The organism is Pseudomonas sp. VEM90, assembly GCF_054611535.1.
This window is the reverse complement of record NZ_JBTRAR010000015.1, coordinates 13,235-31,444: the sequence shown is the minus strand read 5'-3', so window position 1 is coordinate 31,444 and position 18,210 is coordinate 13,235. Positions and strand designations below refer to the sequence as shown.

Here is an 18,210-nt window from a genome sequence, read left to right as displayed (position 1 = left end):
ACTGAACCATGGCACTGGCCAAGCGCATTATCCCTTGCCTGGACGTGGACAACGGCCGGGTGGTCAAGGGCGTCAAGTTCGAGAACATCCGTGACGCCGGCGACCCGGTGGAAATCGCCCGTCGCTACGACGAGCAAGGTGCCGACGAAATCACCTTTCTCGACATCACCGCCAGCGTCGATGGCCGCGACACCACACTGCATACCGTCGAGCGCATGGCCAGCCAGGTGTTCATCCCGCTGACGGTAGGGGGTGGCGTGCGTACCGTGCAGGACATCCGCAACCTGCTCAACGCCGGTGCCGACAAGGTCTCGATCAACACCGCCGCGGTGTTCAACCCAGAGTTTGTCGGCGAGGCGGCGGACCGATTCGGTTCGCAGTGCATCGTTGTCGCCATCGATGCCAAGAAAGTGTCCGGGCCAGGTGAAGTGCCGCGCTGGGAGATTTTCACTCACGGCGGGCGCAAGCCGACCGGGCTGGATGCAGTCGAGTGGGCGAAGAAGATGGAAGGCCTGGGCGCTGGCGAGATCCTGCTGACCAGCATGGACCAGGACGGCATGAAGAACGGCTTCGACCTAGGGGTCACCCGCGCTATCAGTGATGCGCTGGGCATTCCGGTGATTGCCTCGGGGGGTGTGGGTAACCTGCAGCACCTGGCAGACGGCATTCTGGAAGGGCACGCCAGCGCGGTGCTGGCAGCCAGCATCTTCCACTTTGGCGAATACACCGTGCCTGAGGCCAAGGCCTACATGGCTTCGCGCGGGATTGTCGTTCGCTGATCCATTGATCGGGGCTGCTTTGCAGCCCTTCGCGGGCACGCCCGCTCCCACAGAGATCTCAGCAAACCTGTGGGAGCGGGCGTGCCCGCGAAGGGCCGCGAAGCGGCCCCAACTGCCTCAGCCGAGGGTCTTGCCGAGCAGCGCGTGGTAAAGCTCGGTATCCCCGAGAATCCCCACTACCTTGTCGTTATCCTGCAACACCAGCTTGTTGCCGGTTTGATAACGAATCTGCAGCGCATCACGCATGCCGATGTCGGCGTGCACCACGGTCGGCCTGCGTTCCAGCAGCTCCACGTCTTGCCCCGGTGCCCATTTCTGCATGTCCAGACCGTTCTGGCCCTGGCGTGCACGCTTGAGCGCGCCGCCTTCGCCAAGGTCCAGCCACGAATCGATACCTGGATCCAGGCACACCGAGCCATTGACCCGTTTGCAGTTGTCCAGGCTGCGCATCAGGCTGCGGCCGCACAGCACGTTCAGCGGGTTGGTATGGGCGACGAAGGTGCGCACGTATTCGTCGGCCGGGTTCAGCACGATCTCCTCCGGCTTGCTGTACTGGATGATCCGCCCGTCTTTCATGATCGCAATGCGGGTACCCAGTTTCAGCGCCTCGTCCAGGTCGTGGCTGACGAACACGATGGTTTTGCTCAACTTGGCCTGCAGGCCAAGCAGCTCATCTTGCAGGCCTTGGCGGATCAGTGGATCCAGGGCCGAGAACGGTTCGTCCATCAGCAAGATGTCGGCATCCATCGCCAGCGCCCGGGCCAGGCCCACGCGCTGTTGCATGCCGCCAGAAAGCTCATCCGGCCTCTTGTTGCGCCACTGGGTCAGGCCCACCAGCTCGAGCTTCTCGTCGACCAGCTTGCGCCGTTCCTTTTCCGGACGACCCTGCATTTCCAGGCCAAAGCTGATGTTCTCGCGCACCGTCAGCCAGGGCATCAGGGCAAATTTCTGGAACACCATGGCAATGCGCTTGGTACGCATCATCTTCAGCTCGGCCGCGGAGCAGTTGGCAATGTCGATGTGCTTGCCTTCGTGCTCGACGAACAACTTGCCGCGGCTGACGGTGTTGAGGCCGTTGATGCAGCGCAGCAGGCTCGACTTGCCCGAGCCGGACAAGCCCATCAGCACGCAGATCTCGCCTTTGTTGATATCGAGATTGGCCTTCTCGACACCCACCACCAGGCCGGTCTGCTTGAGGATCTGCTCGCGGGTCTGGCCTTGGTCCAGCAGCGACAGTGCCTCGCGCGGCTTGTTGGAGAAGATGACGTCGACGTCTTCGAAACGAATGATGCTCATGCCTCACCCCTTACCGGCAGTTCCGGTTGCTTGCAGATACGGTCGAGCATGATTGCCAGCAGCACGATCGCCAGGCCCGCTTCGAAGCCCAAGGAGATATCGGCGGTGTTCAGTGCGTTGACCACAGGTTTGCCCAGGCCGTCAGCGCCGACCAGAGCGGCAATTACCACCATCGACAGCGACAGCATGATGCATTGAGTGACACCGGCGGCGATGCTTGGCATCGCGTGCGGCAGTTCGATACGGGTAAGAAGCTGGCGACGCGAGCAGCCAAAGGCCTTGCCGGCGTCCATCAATTCTTGCGGCACGTCGCAGATACCCAGGTAGGTCAGGCGGATGGGCGCGGCAATGGCGAACACCACGGTGGAGATCAGCCCCGGTACCACGCCCAGGCCGAACAGGGTCAGGGTAGGGATCAGGTAAACGAAGGTGGGTACCGTCTGCATCAGGTCGAGCACTGGGCGCATGGCGGTATAGAACATCGGTTTGTGCGCGGCGAGGATGCCCAGTGGCACGCCGATCAACACACACACCACCGTGGCGAAGGTGACCTGCGCCAGGGTTTCCATGGTTTCCTGCCAGTAACCCAGGTTGAGGATCAGCAGGAACGACAGGGCAACGAACGCGGTCAGCGCCCACTTGCGCTGGATCAGGTGCGCCAGGGCGGCGAACAGGGCGATGAGAACGAGCGGGTTGAACCAGGTAAGGGTATTGGTGACCCCGTAGATCATGAACTCCAGGCCTTGCGCGATGGCGTCGAAGTAATTCGCGCCATGCTGGGTCAGCCATTCGACGAACGACGCGATGTACTGGCCCAAGGGTATTTTCTGATCGATAAGCATGATAGCGAGCTTCCACCTGCATAGATTGAAATCAACCCGAGGCAGGCACGGTCCTGCCCCGAGGTAGCGCTACTGCGTAGTTCGTTATTGCGTAAGCTTGGCCTTGGCCGCCTCCAGGCCGGGTTTGCCATCAAAGGTGGTAACGCCGGCCAGCCAGGCATCCAGCTTGCCTGGGTTGTCCTTGATCCATTTCCTGGCGGCGGCTTCGGGTTTCATCTTGTCGTCCAGGACATAGCCCATCATGGTGCTTTCATCCTTGAGCTCGAACGACAGGTTTTTAAGCAGTTGGCCAACGTTGCTGCATTCCTGCGTATACCCCTTGCGGGTGTTCGTCAGCACGGTGGCCTTGCCGAAGTCAGGGCCGAAGAATTCGTCCCCGCCGGTCAGGTACTGCATCTTGAAGCGGGTGTTCATCGGGTGTGGTTCCCAGCCCAGGAACACCATTGCCTCGCCGCGTTTCTGCGCGCGGTCAACCTGCGACAGCATGCCCGCCTCGCTGGACTGCACGATCTTGAAACCGGCGTCCTTCAAGCCAAAGGCGTTCTTGTCGATCATGCTCTGGATGGTGCGGTTGCCGTCGTTACCAGGTTCTATGCCGTAGATCTTGCCGTTCAGTTCCTTCTTGAACTTGGGGATGTCGCTGAAATCCTTCAGGCCCTTGTCATACAGCGCCTGGGGGACTGCCAGGGTGTACTTGGCGTTTTCCAGGTTGGCGCGCACGGTTTCTACCGTGCCGGCATCGCGGTACTGCTTGATGTCGTTTTCCATGGTCGGCATCCAGTTGCCGAGAAACACGTCCAGGTCCTTGCCGGTGGCCAGCGACTTGTAGGTCACCGGTACCGAGATCATGGTGGTGTGGGTCTTGTAACCCAGGGCTTCGAGCACAACGCTGGTGGTCGCGGTCGTGACTGTGATGTCGGTCCAGCCGACATCGGAGAAGCGTACAGTCTGACACTGCTCGGGTTCGGCTGCCTGGGCCAGCAATGGCGCGGACAGCAGCGCAACCAGCAACAGCGAGGGTGAACCTTTCATGGATGGACTCCTGAGATATTGTCTTCGGGTTCGCGTGGGTCGCCGGGCTTTCTGAGGGTCCGGTCGACCAGGCCTGCAGAGGGCAGGATGCGTGGCCGTGCTTTACGAGTCGCTTTCGATAATCCTCCAGCGCCGGGCAATCGCCTACTGGTGGGGTCGTATCCAGTACGGAACGGGTCGTATCCAGTATGGGCGATGTCGCTTATGGATTTTTCCACCCCCTCACACGCATTTTTGCGTCACCAGGCCGCTGGAAAACGGCGTGGTGGGCACAGTGCCTTGGCTGAAAACAGTGCGGCGCTGCTGGACAAAAGTACGTCGGTTGCAGACGGCGAGGTGGGCGGTAAAAGCCCGATGATGCTGGCATTCAAGGCGGCCCGCTGTTTGAGCCTAGCAGCTACCCCGCCCTGCGCATGGCGCGCAGAGACAAGCCCAGCAAGAGGTGATTCGACAATGGCCATCAGCGTGTTCGACCTGTTCAAGATCGGTGTCGGGCCCTCCAGCTCCCACACCGTCGGCCCCATGCGTGCTGGCGCCCTGTTCGTACAGGGCCTGCGAGAACGCGGCGAGCTGGAACGTGTAAAACGGATCGAAGTGCGCCTGTATGGCTCGCTGTCGGCCACCGGTATCGGTCATGGCACCGACAACGCCACCATCATGGGCCTGATGGGCGAGTGGCCTGACGCCATTGACCCGACCCAGATCGTGCCGCGTATCGCCGACCTGCGCGAAACCAACACCCTGCAACTGGATAGCCGCTTGCCCATCGAGTTCGTCTGGGCCCGCGACATGCTGCTGCTGGACGAGAACCTGCCGTATCACCCCAACGCCATGACCCTGATTGCCGAAGGCGAGCAGGGCGAGTTGCACCGCGACACCTATTACTCCGTGGGCGGCGGCTTTGTGGTCGATGCAGCCCAAGCCGCCAGCGGTGTGCTGGATGCTGACCAGACGGTGCTGCCGTACGACTTCAACAGCGCCGCCGAACTGCTGCGCCTGTGCAAGCAAAACGACCTCAGCGTGTCGCAATTGATGATGGCCAACGAGAAGGTCTGGCGCAGCGAGGAAGAAATTCGCGCTGGCCTGCACAAGCTCTGGGAGGCCATGCAGGAATGCGTCAACAACGGCCTCAAGTACGAGGGCACGCTACCCGGCGGGCTTAACGTGCGCCGCCGCGCCGCCAAGCTGCACCGCAGCCTGCAGGAAATCGGCAAGCCCAACGTGATCGGCTCGACCATGAGTGCCATGGAATGGGTCAACCTGTTCGCCTTGGCGGTCAATGAAGAAAACGCCGCCGGTGGGCGCATGGTGACCGCGCCTACCAACGGCGCGGCGGGTATCATCCCGGCGGTGCTGCATTACTACATGCGATTCAGCGATGCGGTTGATGAATCCAGCGTTGTCGATTACTTCCTGGCCGCCGCCGCCGTGGGCATCCTGTGCAAGAAGAACGCCTCGATCTCTGGTGCCGAAGTGGGCTGCCAGGGGGAAGTCGGCTCGGCCTGCGCGATGGCAGCAGCGGGTCTTGCCGAAGTGCTTGGTGCCACCCCGCCACAGGTTGAGAACGCCGCTGAAATTGCCCTGGAACACAACCTTGGCCTGACCTGCGACCCGGTTGGCGGGTTGGTGCAAGTGCCCTGCATCGAGCGCAACGCAATTGCTGCGGTGAAGGCCATCAACGCGGTGCAGATGGCGTTGCGTGGTGATGGTGAGCACTTCATCTCCCTCGACCAGGTAATTCGCACCATGCGTGATACCGGGGCCGATATGCACGACAAGTACAAAGAGACCTCGCGCGGCGGCCTGGCGGTCAGCGCTATCGAGTGCTGATTTGCAGATCTGATCTCCAGGGCATCTTCGCGGGCTTGCCCGCGAAGACGCACTGGAGGCTGATGCGGGTGCAACACAACCGCCAATGCCTCTTTATGGTGCAGTGATGAGCGCCCCGTCTACCGTTCGTCGGATGTCGCGATCAGTGTTGGCGTTGTCGGTGACACTTAAGGGTGTCGCTTCTGGGAAACCCACGCGGCGCGTGTCACTAAACTGCTCAACCGTTACAGGCAATGCGCTAGCTCGCCTGTTCTGGACGATTGGCCAACACGTTGCAAGTACTTGAAATGCCCAATAAAGGCGTCGTTTTCAGGTTTTTTTGGATGGCCGTTCAAGTTTAGGCACGGCGTTTGCGTTGAGATTGGCAAGCCTACCCCCGGAAAATGACCGAGGGGTCATAACAAGAAGTAAGTGCCCGCCTGAGGCACACCCTGCATTTGTGTGAGGAGAAATCGCGATGACGTCGTACAACTCCGGGAATCCAACCCAGAACCGCACAACACCCCAGTCCATCGGGTTTCTTCTATTGGACAATTTCACCCTGATTTCCCTGGCCTCGGCAGTCGAGCCGCTGCGTATGGCCAACCAGCTGTCTGGCCGCGAGCTGTATCGCTGGCACACGCTGACGGTCGATGGCGGTCAGGTGTGGGCCAGCGATGGCCTGCAAATCACACCGGATGCCGCAATCAGCAATGCTCCGCCCATCGACACCGTGATTGTCTGTGGTGGTGTTGGCATCCAGCGTTCCGTCACCCGTGAGCACGTCACCTGGTTGCAAGCCCAGGCCCGTCAGTCGCGCAGGTTGGGCGCCGTGTGCACCGGCAGTTGGGCACTGGCCTGCGCTGGCCTGCTCGATGGCTTCGATTGCAGCGTGCACTGGGAATGCCTGGCCGCAATGCAGGAAGCCTTCCCGCGGGTGAACATGAGCACCCGTCTGTTCACCCTTGACCGCAACCGCTTCACCAGCTCCGGTGGCACCGCGCCGCTGGACATGATGCTGCACCTGATCAGCCGTGATCACGGCCGCGAGCTGTCGGCGGCGATCTCCGAGATGTTCGTCTACGAGCGTATTCGCAACGAGCAGGACCACCAGCGTGTGCCGCTCAAGCACATGCTTGGCACCAACCAGCCGAAGTTGCAGGAAATCGTCGCGCTGATGGAGGCCAATCTGGAGGAACCGATCGACCTGGACGAACTGGCGGTGTATGTGTCGGTTTCGCGACGCCAGCTGGAGCGCCTGTTCCAGAAGTACCTGCACTGCTCGCCGTCGCGCTACTACCTGAAGTTGCGCCTGATCCGTGCGCGGCAGTTGCTGAAGCAGACGCCGATGTCGATCATCGAAGTGGCATCGGTGTGCGGCTTCGTGTCGACCCCGCACTTCTCCAAGTGCTATCGCGAGTACTTTGGCATTCCGCCGCGTGACGAGCGCGTGGGCTCCAACACCGCGCAGCAGGTGGCCATGATGCCGATTCCGCAGGCCATGACCCTGTCGCCGCACAGCGGGCCGATGGCGGCCCTGAGCCAAGCGCGCAACGAGTCGACATTTGCCAGTGTAAGGCTCTGATACCGAGTCGACTTTTTCGCGGGACAAGCCCGCCCCCACAGGTCACCCGCTGAGCTTGAGCCAGCGGTGATCTGTGGGGGCGGGCTTGTCCCGCGAAGGGGCCGGGCCTGGGTAAAAGAATTACGCGCGTTTGTTGAACTGCGCCAACGCTGGCAACAGTTGCTTGTCGATGGCTTGGCGCACCGCAGGCAGGATCGTCGCACTACCGGTGTACATCTGCTCCACCATCCCCTTCAGCGCCCGCGCATTGGGCTCGGTCAGCCCACGAACCACCGCTTCACACGCCTGTTCGGCACTGGCCCCGGCAGGAATATCGAAACCGCGCGCGCGCAAATGGCCGGCGAGGTCGTCCTGATCAATCAAATCCGCATGCATCATGGCTGTTGTCCCTTTTATCGCTAAGAGAGTGCTGCTGTGATTTACGACCGATTCTGTGACGTGCGCGACAGCCTCGCAAGGACAGAATGTCGCCATGGCTGCTTTGGCTAAGAACAGGTCGTTTACGACTAAATCCCCTGCCAGGCAAGCACGCACACTGAAGCCATTCACGGTACAGAGGGTTTGGTCACCCTCGCTCACACGCAGTGGATGTTGCTCGCTCTTGGCCCCGGTAGCTCACGGCTTTCCGGGGTTATTTTTTTGCAACTGTTATTTATGTCAGTTGTTGGGAATCGATGCCCGTGGTCCAGTAAAGCTCCGATATCTGGAGCATGAACATGAACCGGAAACAATTGAAATTCTGCTTGCTTGGTGCTGTGTTTCTTTTTGCAGGATGCACAGATTCGGACCCTAAAAACTATCTCGACAGTTCGGCGGATACGCTGTTTCAGATCAAGCCAGACCAGAACCTCGCCGCCCTTGAGCGGCAATCGGGTACTGACCAGTATTTGAAGCTTTTGTTGAGTGTGGCAGAAGACGCTGAAGTTAAAGAAGTGCAGGTCAAGCCTGGGCTTGTATCGAAAGATACGGCGATTCTATCAATGCCTCTGACTGACGGCCGAACGGTGAGTTTCAAGTTGTCAAGAAGCGATAGTGTTGCTTCGGGAATGCTAGGATGGGTTGGCGATATGCCTTCCAATCGCAGACAACTCTACCCCTCACCCGCGGAAATCGATATGGATCCGCTCAACTGGGTTTCGTTGGTGAGCGACGGCAACCTGGTCGTTGGGGATATTCGGGTGGATGGGCAGCTCTACCGGTTAACGGCGGTTGGCAAAGGCCAGCAAGTCTTGGTCAAGGTTGATGAATCAAAATTACCACCAGAAGCAGCGCCGATAGCTGTTCCTGTGCAAGCGCAGGCAAAAAATAGGTCACTCAGTACGTCTCAGTCGCCAAAAAGCACTATTAGGGTGCTATTCGTTACAACGCAGCAGTCGAGGGCCATGTTTCCGAGTTACAAGATCGAATTGGTTCAAGCTTTACAGAACGCCAACCAATACTTGATCAATAGCAAAGTCGATGCCGTGTACGAGCTGTCTGGAATTTACGATTCTGACTACGATGAGACAGGCAAGTCTCCACAGACTCAGCTCAACGATATGATAGCTGATAGACCGTTAGGGGCTAAAATCCACATTGAACGTGAAAAATGGCGCGCCGATCTGGTATCAATGCTTTCGACATTTAGTATTTACTGTGGTATAGCGAAAACGCCAGCGTCCAAGGAGACCGCTTTCTCGTCCTTTAGTTGCTTTGGTGCGTTAGGCCACGAATTAGGACATAACATGGGGGCCTCTCATAACGATGAGGATCCAGGTGAGTCCCTACCCCCTTACGCTTATGGCTACAAGCATACAGCGCCAAATTTTCATACGCAGATGCGAACGTCGCATGGCGCCATTCCCTATCATTCAAACCCGCGGTTGCAGTATCAAGGGGCTCCTATGGGTACGGTAGATAAAAATGATGTGGCGCGGACTTTCAATGAAAATCGGGACACTGTTGCCAATTTTTATCCGGACCCTGCCCATCCCGTTCGTTTGTGGTTGTACGGGTCGAACCGGGGTTGCTTCATTGACTTGAGGCCGGGTGAACAAGCCCTGCTCTCATGGTATACCGAATGCAGGGATAATGATGTCGATCCCGTACGGGTTCAGGTAAAAGACTTCTACAGTGGTTCGACTCCGAGAAAATTATGCTTCGCCAACATTCTATACACGGTAAAGAGCTGCTATACGGGAAGTAACTTTTCTGGGGATTTCCTGATCACGAGTGTACATTCTGGCGGTGGTAAACCAGAAGGGTTCAAATTTACAAGAAGGCTGATAGGGCCAGTCTATAGAGTGTCATACGAGTGATCGTCATGGTTGTCCGCTTCTGTTCTGTCTGATAGTTGCGAGTGAAGGCGCCAGGGTGCTTCGTATCTATGGAGACCTTGGCGCCGGCTCCCTGATCATTCAAGAAGGAAGTTTTAGGGTGCGCCCGATGTATTGCGGCGCCGGCGCCCCCTCCTGTTGCTCTACCAAGTGGTTCAATTGGCAAACAGTCGTGTGCCCAAAAGGCGCTGACTGCGGCCCCGCCAGGTCCACGTGCAGTAACATCTGTTCGCTCGCCGCCAGCACCTCGTCGAACCCTGCCCGGTGCAGGCTGTGATACACGTGAAGACGCTTGCGATCAAAGCCGATGATCTGCGTCTGCACCCACACCTCGGTACCCAGCTTCACCTCGTGCAAATAATTGATATGCGCCTCCAGCGTGAACAGTGAATTACCGCTTTGCCCGCGGCTGTCGGCGTCCAGGCCAATGCGCTCCATCAGGGCATCGGTCGCGTAGCTGAAGATCAGCAGGTAGAAGGCATCGCGCAGGTGCCCGTTGTAATCGACCCAGTCCTCCTGGACCGTGGTGCGGTAGGTGATCAGAGCGGGCATCGTGGCCTCCTTAATCGCTGAATGACAGGCCGTGGCTGGCCTTGCTGGTTTTCACCGCTTCCAGTACCGCCAGCAGGGTGTCGTCACGGTAGCGCTCCAGTGCAGCGATGCTGCGCTCGCCCTGTTGCTCAGCGGTGCCGCTCACCACATCGTCGATCAGCTTGTCGGTCAGTTCCGGTGCTGGCAGGTACGTCCAGGGCAGCTTCAGGGCAGGGCCGAACTGTGACATGAAGTGGCGCATGCCGGCATCGCCACCTGCCAGGGTATAGGTCAGAAACGTGCCCATGAACGACCAGCGCAAGCCTGCGCCGAAGCGAATCGCGTCGTCGATTTCGCCCGTGGTGGCAACCCCGTCGTTGACCAGGTGCAGGGCCTCGCGCCATAGCGCTTCGAGCAGGCGGTCGGCGATGAAGCCTGGCACTTCCTTGCGCACATGCAGCGGGCGCATGCCGAGCGCGGTGTAGATGGTTTTGGCAGCTTCAATGGCCTCGGGTGAGGTGCGGCTACCGCCGACGATCTCCACCAGCGGCAGCAGGTAAACCGGGTTGAACGGGTGGCCGACGACGCAGCGTTCAGGGTGAGTCGACGACTCGTAGAACTCGCTGGGCAACAGGCCCGAAGTGCTTGAGCCGATGAGTGCATCAGGCTTGGCTGCGGCGCTGATTTTTGCGTGCAGGTCGAGCTTGAGGTCCAGACGCTCTGGTGCGCTTTCCTGGATGAAATCGGCGTTGCGCACGCATTCCTCGATGGTTGCCACGAACTTCAGGCGGTCTTGCGATGCGCCAGGGGCCAGGCCTTGTTTTTCCAGTGCCGGCCAGGCGTTGGCGACACGTTTGCGCAGTGCCTGTTCGGCGCCGGGCGCCGGGTCCCAGGCCACCACATCCAGGCCATGGGCCAGGGCGCGGGCGACCCAGCCGCTGCCGATCACGCCGCTACCCAGGGCGGCGAAGGTTTTGATTTCAGTGATAAAGGGCATAGCTAGTCCTCAGGGTAAAACACAGTCATCAGGGTTCATGGCTAACCCTGTGGGAGCGGGCATGCCCGCGAACACCGGCGCGGCCGGTGCCATCCATCGCGTTGCCTGCTTCGCGGGCACGCCCGCTCCCACAGGGTCTTCGGCGCATTTGCCATCGTTGAAAGGATCAGCGGCGCTTGAGGTTCATTTTTTCCCGACCTTCTGCCGGGCTGAGCACGCGGCCACCCATGCGGGTGATGATCTCGCTGGCGCGTTCCACCAGTTGGCCATTGCTGGCCAGCACGCCACGGTCCAGATACAAGTTGTCTTCCAGGCCCACCCGCACATTGCCGCCGAGCAACACGGCCTGCGCGGCCATGGGCATCTGCATGCGGCCGATGCCGAAGCCGGCCCAAGTGACGTTGGCCGGCAGGTTGTCGACCATGGCCTTCATGGTGGTGGTGTCGGCCGGTGCGCCCCACGGGATGCCCAGGCACAGCTGGAACAACGGGTCTTCGAGCAGGCCTTCCTTCATCATTTGCTTGGCGAACCACAGGTGGCCGGTGTCGAAGATTTCCAGCTCGGCCTTCACCCCCAGTTCGGTAATGCGCTTGGCGCCGGCGCGCAGTTGGGCCGGGGTGGACACGTAGATCGAGTTGCCGTCACCGAAATTGAGGGTGCCGCAATCGAGGGTGCAGATTTCCGGCAACAGTGCTTCGACATGGGCCAGGCGCTCCAGCGGGCCGATCAGGTCGGTGCCCGGGCCGAACGCCAGCGGCGTTTCACCCGGGCCGATTTCCAGGTCGCCGCCCATGCCGGCGGTGAGGTTGACGATGATGTCCACGTCGGCTTCGCGGATACGCTCCATGACTTCGCGGTACAGCGCCACATCGCGGCTGAAACGGCCGGTCTGCGGGTCGCGGACGTGGCAGTGGACCACGGTGGCACCTGCTTTGGCGGCTTCCACGGCGGCTTCGGCGATCTGCTTGGGGGTAACCGGGACCAGGTGGCTTTTCGAGGCGGTGTCGCCGGCGCCGGTGAGGGCGCAGGTGATGATGACGTCGTGGTTCATGGTGCAGTTCCTTGTAATGTCGGTGTTGGCTTTTTCGCGGGCATGCCCGCTCCCACAGGATCAATGTGATCCCGAGTGTGGCGCTGTACCTGTGGGAGCGGGCGTGCCCGCGAAAGGGCCCTGTCAGTTGGCGGTAAGCTTGAGGTTGTCCGCGGCCGGCTTGCCATCGAAGGTGGTCACACCCTCAAGCCAGCGGGCCTTGTCCTCTGGGTGGTCCTTGAGCCACTGGCGGGCTGATTCCAGCGCGTCCTTGTGGTCGAGCAGTGGCTGCATCATGCGGCTCTCGTCCTCGGCGCTGAACTTAAGGTTGGCCAGCAGGCGGTGGGCATTGGGGCAGCGTTCGGCGTAGTCCGGCGCCGTCACTGTCCACACCGTCGCACGGCCTTCGTCAGGGCCGAGCGCATCCCGGCTGTCACCCAGGTAGGCCATGTCGATGTTCACGTTCATCGGGTGCGGCGCCCAACCGAAGAACACCACGGCCTCCTTGCGCCGCACCGCGCGGTCGACGGCGGCGAGCATGCCGGCCTCGCTGGACTCGACCAGCTGGAACTTGCCCAGGTCGAACTGGTTCTTGGTGATCATTGCCTTGATCTGCGTGTTGGCGCCGGAACCCGGTTCGATGCCATAGATCTTGCCGCCCAGCTCTTTCTCGAACTTGTGGATGTCGGCGAAGGTCTTCAAGCCCTTGTCGTAGAGGTATTTCGGCACGGCCAAGGTGGCGCGCGCGTCCTCCAGGCTTGGCTTGTCCAGCACTTTGACCTGGTTGGCATCGACGAACGGGGTGATGGTCTGGGTCATGATCGGGTTCCAGTAACCCAGGAACATGTCCAGGCGTTTGTCGCGTATGCCGGCGAAGATGATCTGTTGCGAGGCACTGGTCTGTTTGGTCTGGTACCCCAGGCCGTCGAGCAGTACCTGGGCCATGGCGCTGGTGGCAATGACGTCGGTCCAGTTGACCACGCCAAGGCGCACGTTTTTGCAGGCGGCGGGCTCGGCGGCGAAAAGCGGGGTGGCGACGATGCTGCTCAGGGCAAGGGGCAACAGGCTGCGGCGGATCAAGCTGTGCATGGTGGCTCTCCATCGGCAGTGCATATTGTTATTGAGGGCGGCCTCTGCGGACCGTGTGAATACGCTACGCTGGCGCCACCTTGCCCAAGCGCACGCTAGCGACAGGAATTAGCACCGGGGCGACCAGTTTTCTGTGGAGGAGGGGATGATGGAGACGATAGCCTTTCTGTTGGTGCCCGGCTTTTCCGCCATGGGGTTCATTTCGGCGGTGGAGCCACTGCGGGTTGCCAATCGTTTTGGTGGGCAGTTGTATCGGTGGCAGGTGCTTAGCCTGGACGGTGAGGCGGTGCTGGCGAGCAATGGCATGTCGATCAATGCCGATGCCGCCCTGGGGGAGGGGGAGCCAGCCAACATTCTGCTGGTGGTTGCAGGCTTCGAACCGCTGGCCAATGTCGCACCCAAACTGCTGCATGCGCTGCGCCGGCTCAACCACGAAGCGGTCATGCTCGGTGGCATCGATACGGGCGCGATGGTGCTGGCCGAGGCAGGGCTGCTCGAGGGCTACCGGGCGACACTGCATTGGGAGGCCCTTGAGGCATTCAAGGAGCGCTATCCAGGCCTTCAAGCCACCCAGGAGCTGTTCGAGATCGACCGCAGCCGCATCACCTGTGCCGGCGGAACGGCCTCGATCGATCTGATGCTGTACTTGATTGCCCAGTCCCACGGCAGCGAACTGGCGGTCAAGGTGTCCGAGCAGTTCGTGCTGGGTCGTATCCGTCAGCGCCAGGACCACCAGCGCATGCAGATCGGTGCGCGTTATGGCATCAGCAACAAGAAGCTGATCCATGCCATTGGCGAAATGGAAAAACACATCGAACCACCGCTGAGCACGCTGGATCTGGCTGCCGCGATCAAGGTGACCAGGCGTCAACTGGAGCGTTTGTTTCGCATGCACCTTGATGCAACACCGAGCAGTTTCTATCTCGCGTTACGGCTGGACAAGGCGCGCCAGTTGCTGGCTCAGACCGACATGTCGGTGACTGAGATCAGCCTTGCGTGTGGGTTTGAACTGCCTTCGTATTTCACGCGGCGCTACAAGCTGAGGTTTGGGCGGTGCCCGCGGGAGGAACGTAGGCCTGGCGGTGCAAAGTGAGCTTCAATCCAGCTCGCGCTCGAGAATCGCCCTCAGTTTTTCGCGGTTCCTCGCTTGCAGGTCCTTGCGAAGCGGGGCGAAGCCCGCTGCATTGAAGCGTGCACCCAGATGGTCGAATATCAGGTTCAACTTTCTGGTGGGCTCGATCGGGTCGGTAATGCAGTAGGCATAAAACAGGATCGCAACCGGGACTTGGTCCCCTTCATGGTCCATTTCGATACTGAGATGTGAAGAGGCGTTCATGACGGTGAAGGTACGCGTACCTGCCGACTGCAGAGCGGCTTGAACATTTTCGTCGAGGCTCTTGAACCAAGGCCCTTTCTCGCGGGGTGGGGGTAGATAGCCACTGTAAACATCGCTTAATGCAAGCAAGTGCGGCTCATACACGATGGTTTTATGAGTATGTTCGAACAGGGTGAATTTCAGTGATTGCAAGGTGGCGAGAGCGACAGTGAACCATTGCTGAGGCTGGGTTTCCATCGAGTATTTTTCATTGGCCACTGCTTGTGAATAACGCAGGCATAGCTGCAAATCTTCCCATGTATCGAGTGTCAGCCAGGGCGCAGGCTTGATGCTTAGCCGCTCCTCGAATATTCGGGTGTCCAGGCTCGTATCGTCCATGTGGCATTGCTCCTTGATGGATGCAGATGACCAGAACCGGGTACCAGCGCGCGCTGGTACCCGGCCTCGCTAATCAGATAGCGAGAAACGCGCCGAGGTCGCCTTTGATCTTCTCATTCACAAGATCACGTGCAGCGTCGAAGTGACGAACGCTGAACGTGCCTTGTTGCGAAGCGCGATAAACGCGGGTAGAGGTTTTGTCGACCTTGCGGGTCAGGGCGCCTTCACGCTCGACTTTCGAGTCGTAGCTGGCCTGGAAGCTGGTCATGTGCATCGCAGGCAGGCCTTGTGGCGTCATTTCGCACTGGGCGACCACGAAGTTGCTCGATTTGCCGGTTTCGCTATGGCTGTGCTTTTCCAGGTGCGCCTTGACTTCCGGTTTCTGCACGACAATTTGCAGAACACGCCGGGCGCAGGCGGCGCGACGAGGGTCCGCGGAGACGCTGATGGTGACGGACTTGGTAATCAGCTCTGCCAGGGTCAGGTTGTCCTCATCAATGGCATCTTCGGCATGTGCTGCGCCCGTCATGGTCCAGCCGAACTTGATCAGGCCATCGTTGTAGAAGTTGTACCACTCGCGCTGCTGGGTTTCCTTGTCGAACTTCTTGTTGGCCAGTTCGGTCATCAAGCGCATGCCGGCCAGGATGTCTTCCGCAATGTTGGCAGGCACATTGTCAGCGAAGATGCAGATGGTCTGGCCGGTAGCGGCTACGCGCTCTTGACCCTCTTTGCGGATTTTTTCCATTTCAACTTTGATGTCAGCCACTTTGTAATTCCTTGATAGTTGTGAGTTCCAAGACGCACATGGGGAGCACGTGGTCTGAGGGCACTATCGAGCAATCAAGCAGGGGGCATCAGCGGCATGTTGTTCCTCTGGAGCTGATCCTTCACTCGCGCGAGCTGATCAATCTTCGGGTGCCAGCTCGTCACTGTTTTGCAGGCCCAGGCTGCGCAAGTACTCCGCTCGCTCATCGCTGCGCTGTGCAATGCAGCTGTTCCAGGCGATCTGGTAGGTCTTGCTGCCTGGTTGTTCAGCATGGGTTTCGACCTTGCAGTCTGCATCGCGCAGTTGGCTCCAGACTTGCTCGGCTGCGTCAATTCGCGACATCAGGCCAGCCTCGTCGCCAAACTGATCACGCATGCGCTCGATCAGGTCGTCGTAGGCCGACTGCAGTTCACGCTCGGCGATCTGCTTGTTGAATGCTGCGCAGGCGAAGGTCTGCTGGTCGGTCTCCACATTGTCGCAAGGTGTGCTTTCTTCCTCGCTGGCCTGGGCTCCGCTCACGATGGCCAGCAGCACCAGCCATGCCATTGATTTCATCCGTTTTCTCCTCAACAGGCTGTCGAATCGCAGGGATTCTCGCTCAGCCTGAGGTCCGGTGGTAGCTCCCTGGTCAAATGTTCATGTACCGGCCGCAAATGGCGTTATCGAGACTGTCTCTCATCCCCGGAACACGCGCCAGACGCGCTCTTGTCGCGCATTGACGCTTTCGGCAAACCCCCTGTCGTTTTTGCACCGGGGCGCCTCGGGGCACAGGCATATGCTGGCCTCAAAGCGCCGGCAGAAGGTTTGGCGCGACCCAACTCTATAAAAGGGGACAGCCTGATGAGCCCAGCCGAATTACACGCCGACAGCATCGTCATCGATGGCCTGATCATCGCCAAATGGAACCGCGAGCTGTTCGAAGACATGCGCAAAGGCGGCCTCACTGCGGCCAACTGCACGGTGTCGGTCTGGGAAGGGTTCAAGGCTACCGTCGACAACATTGCGTCCAGCCAGAAGCTGATCCGCGACAACAGCGACCTGGTGATGCCGGTGCGCACCACCGCCGACATCCGCAAGGCCAAGGAGCTGGGCAAGACCGGCATCCTCTTCGGCTTCCAGAACGCCCATGCGTTCGAGGACCAGATCGCTTATGTGGACGTGTTCAAGCAGCTGGGCGTGGGCATCGTGCAGATGTGCTACAACACCCAGAACCTGGTTGGCACCGGCTGCTACGAGCGTGACGGCGGGCTGTCCGGCTTCGGTCGCGAGATCGTTGCCGAGATGAACCGTGTCGGCATCATGTGCGACCTGTCCCACGTCGGCTCCAAGACTTCCGAAGAAGTCATCCTCGAATCGAAAAAGCCGGTGTGCTACTCGCACTGCCTGCCCTCGGGCCTGAAAGAGCACCCGCGCAACAAGTCGGACGAAGAGCTGAAGTTCATCGCCGATCACGGCGGTTTCGTCGGCGTCACCATGTTCGCGCCGTTCCTGGCCAAAGGCATTGATTCGACCATCGATGACTACGCCGAAGCCATCGAGTACACCATGAACATCGTCGGTGAAGACGCCATCGGTATCGGTACTGACTTCACCCAGGGTCACGGCCAGGACTTCTTCGAATACCTGACCCATGACAAGGGCTACGCCCGCCGCCTGACCAACTTCGGCAAGATCATCAACCCGCTGGGCATTCGCACCGTCGGCGAATTCCCCAACCTCACCGAGACCTTGCTCAAGCGCGGCCACTCCGAGCGTGTGGTGCGCAAGATCATGGGCGAGAACTGGGTAAACGTCCTCAAGGATGTCTGGGGCGAGTAAGCCGCTCTCCAAGCCTGATAGCCCCTGCCAGCAACGCCGGGGCACCCACAAAAAATTTTTATGGAGTTGAGTTTCCATGGCCAAAATCGCCCCGCAATTGCCAATCGAAGTCGACAGCGAGACCGGTGTCTGGACCAGCGACGCCTTGCCGATGCTGTATGTGCCTCGTCATTTCTTCGTCAATAACCATATGGGCATCGAGGAAGTGCTGGGCGCCGACGCCTATGCCGAAATCCTCTACAAGGCTGGCTACAAGTCCGCCTGGCACTGGTGTGAAAAAGAGGCCGAGTGCCATGGCCTGGAAGGCGTAGCGGTGTTCGAGCACTACATGAAGCGCCTGAGCCAGCGTGGCTGGGGCCTGTTCGAGATCCAGGATATCGACCTGGATAAAGGTACCTGCAGCGTCAAGCTCAAGCACTCTGCGTTCGTGTACGTCTATGGCAAGTGCGGCCGCAAGGTCGACTACATGTTCACCGGCTGGTTCGCCGGCGCGATGGACCAGATTCTCGCTGCCCGCGGCAGCAAGATCCGCACCGTGGCCGAACAGGTCTATGGTGGGTCGGAAGAAGGCCACGAAGATGGCCTGTTCGTTACAAAGCCGTTGTAA

Annotated in this window: 18 protein-coding genes; 7 read left to right on the top strand and 11 right to left on the bottom strand. The window is 59.7% G+C overall.

Going from position 1 to position 18,210, the window contains the following annotated elements; genetic code table 11:
• Positions 1 to 8 precede the first annotated feature (8 nt).
• Complete coding sequence (hisF, locus tag ACYCCG_RS15570; protein ID WP_176683581.1) at positions 9 to 779, top strand: imidazole glycerol phosphate synthase subunit HisF; 771 nt, start codon at positions 9 to 11, stop codon at positions 777 to 779.
• Between the two features lie 117 nt (positions 780 to 896).
• Here hisF and choV read toward each other — a convergent pair whose 3' ends face one another.
• From choV to ACYCCG_RS15555, 3 genes are all read right to left on the bottom strand, one after another.
• Positions 897 to 2,075 (bottom strand): choline ABC transporter ATP-binding protein, encoded by a 1,179-nt coding sequence (gene choV / locus ACYCCG_RS15565; RefSeq protein ID WP_209968686.1) that lies wholly within the window; start codon positions 2,073 to 2,075, stop codon positions 897 to 899.
• The gene (gene choW, locus ACYCCG_RS15560; RefSeq protein ID WP_176683648.1) at positions 2,072 to 2,920 is read right to left on the bottom strand and encodes a choline ABC transporter permease subunit; all 849 of its coding nucleotides are present in this window, start codon (positions 2,918 to 2,920) and stop codon (positions 2,072 to 2,074) included. The genes choV and choW overlap by 4 nt, the downstream gene beginning before the upstream one ends.
• An 81-nt stretch (positions 2,921 to 3,001) precedes the next feature.
• Complete coding sequence (locus ACYCCG_RS15555; RefSeq protein ID WP_176683579.1) at positions 3,002 to 3,949, bottom strand: choline ABC transporter substrate-binding protein; 948 nt, start codon at positions 3,947 to 3,949, stop codon at positions 3,002 to 3,004.
• 453 nt (positions 3,950 to 4,402) lie between these two features.
• Here ACYCCG_RS15555 and ACYCCG_RS15550 point away from each other — a divergent pair, with 453 nt between their 5' ends.
• Together ACYCCG_RS15550 and gbdR are read left to right on the top strand one after the other, a co-directional pair.
• The gene (locus tag ACYCCG_RS15550) at positions 4,403 to 5,779 is read left to right on the top strand and encodes an L-serine ammonia-lyase (RefSeq protein ID WP_176683578.1); all 1,377 of its coding nucleotides are present in this window, start codon (positions 4,403 to 4,405) and stop codon (positions 5,777 to 5,779) included.
• A 457-nt stretch (positions 5,780 to 6,236) separates the two neighbouring features.
• A complete protein-coding gene (gene gbdR, locus ACYCCG_RS15545) occupies positions 6,237 to 7,343 on the top strand; it encodes a choline metabolism transcriptional regulator GbdR (protein ID WP_176683577.1) in 1,107 nt (368 codons plus the stop codon).
• A 120-nt stretch (positions 7,344 to 7,463) separates the two neighbouring features.
• Here gbdR and ACYCCG_RS15540 read toward each other — a convergent pair whose 3' ends face one another.
• On the bottom strand, positions 7,464 to 7,721 hold the full coding sequence (locus ACYCCG_RS15540; protein WP_003255717.1) for a hypothetical protein: 258 nt from the start codon (positions 7,719 to 7,721) through the stop codon (positions 7,464 to 7,466).
• 338 nt (positions 7,722 to 8,059) lie between these two features.
• Here ACYCCG_RS15540 and ACYCCG_RS15535 point away from each other — a divergent pair, with 338 nt between their 5' ends.
• Entirely contained in the window at positions 8,060 to 9,640 is a 1,581-nt protein-coding gene (locus ACYCCG_RS15535; RefSeq protein WP_459671040.1) for a zinc-dependent metalloprotease family protein, read from the top strand.
• 99 nt (positions 9,641 to 9,739) lie between these two features.
• Here the strand turns inward: ACYCCG_RS15535 and ACYCCG_RS15530 are convergent, their stop codons facing one another.
• The 4 genes from ACYCCG_RS15530 to choX form a co-directional block, all read right to left on the bottom strand.
• The gene (locus tag ACYCCG_RS15530; protein WP_176683575.1) at positions 9,740 to 10,210 is read right to left on the bottom strand and encodes a thioesterase family protein; all 471 of its coding nucleotides are present in this window, start codon (positions 10,208 to 10,210) and stop codon (positions 9,740 to 9,742) included.
• Positions 10,211 to 10,220: 10 nt separating this feature from the next.
• Positions 10,221 to 11,186, bottom strand: a complete 966-nt coding sequence (locus ACYCCG_RS15525) for an L-carnitine dehydrogenase (protein ID WP_459671038.1) — start codon at positions 11,184 to 11,186, stop codon at positions 10,221 to 10,223.
• Positions 11,187 to 11,352: 166 nt separating this feature from the next.
• Positions 11,353 to 12,237 carry a beta-keto acid cleavage family enzyme gene (locus tag ACYCCG_RS15520; protein ID WP_339444654.1) on the bottom strand — a complete coding sequence of 295 codons (885 nt, stop codon included), beginning with the start codon at positions 12,235 to 12,237 and terminating at the stop codon, positions 11,353 to 11,355.
• 123 nt (positions 12,238 to 12,360) lie between these two features.
• Positions 12,361 to 13,305 (bottom strand): choline ABC transporter substrate-binding protein, encoded by a 945-nt coding sequence (choX, locus tag ACYCCG_RS15515; protein ID WP_209968666.1) that lies wholly within the window; start codon positions 13,303 to 13,305, stop codon positions 12,361 to 12,363.
• Positions 13,306 to 13,450: 145 nt separating this feature from the next.
• Here choX and ACYCCG_RS15510 point away from each other — a divergent pair, with 145 nt between their 5' ends.
• Positions 13,451 to 14,398: a GlxA family transcriptional regulator gene (locus tag ACYCCG_RS15510; RefSeq protein WP_209968662.1), complete on the top strand. Its 948-nt coding sequence runs from the start codon at positions 13,451 to 13,453 to the stop codon at positions 14,396 to 14,398.
• A gap of 3 nt (positions 14,399 to 14,401) precedes the next feature.
• Here ACYCCG_RS15510 and ACYCCG_RS15505 read toward each other — a convergent pair whose 3' ends face one another.
• The 3 genes from ACYCCG_RS15505 to ACYCCG_RS15495 all read right to left on the bottom strand — a co-directional run bounded on the left by ACYCCG_RS15505 (position 14,402) and on the right by ACYCCG_RS15495 (position 16,340).
• Positions 14,402 to 15,019, bottom strand: coding sequence for a hypothetical protein (locus tag ACYCCG_RS15505; protein ID WP_176683572.1), 618 nt, complete (start codon positions 15,017 to 15,019; stop codon positions 14,402 to 14,404).
• A 73-nt stretch (positions 15,020 to 15,092) separates the two neighbouring features.
• Complete coding sequence (locus ACYCCG_RS15500; RefSeq protein WP_020193117.1) at positions 15,093 to 15,785, bottom strand: hypothetical protein; 693 nt, start codon at positions 15,783 to 15,785, stop codon at positions 15,093 to 15,095.
• Between the two features lie 138 nt (positions 15,786 to 15,923).
• Entirely contained in the window at positions 15,924 to 16,340 is a 417-nt protein-coding gene (locus ACYCCG_RS15495; RefSeq protein WP_209968659.1) for a lysozyme inhibitor LprI family protein, read from the bottom strand.
• A 285-nt stretch (positions 16,341 to 16,625) separates the two neighbouring features.
• On the opposite strand from ACYCCG_RS15495, the gene ACYCCG_RS15490 reads away from it, so the two are divergent.
• Both ACYCCG_RS15490 and ACYCCG_RS15485 read left to right on the top strand, forming a co-directional pair.
• Entirely contained in the window at positions 16,626 to 17,603 is a 978-nt protein-coding gene (locus ACYCCG_RS15490) for a dipeptidase (protein ID WP_003255700.1), read from the top strand.
• A gap of 76 nt (positions 17,604 to 17,679) precedes the next feature.
• Complete coding sequence (locus tag ACYCCG_RS15485; protein ID WP_003255698.1) at positions 17,680 to 18,210, top strand: DUF5943 domain-containing protein; 531 nt, start codon at positions 17,680 to 17,682, stop codon at positions 18,208 to 18,210.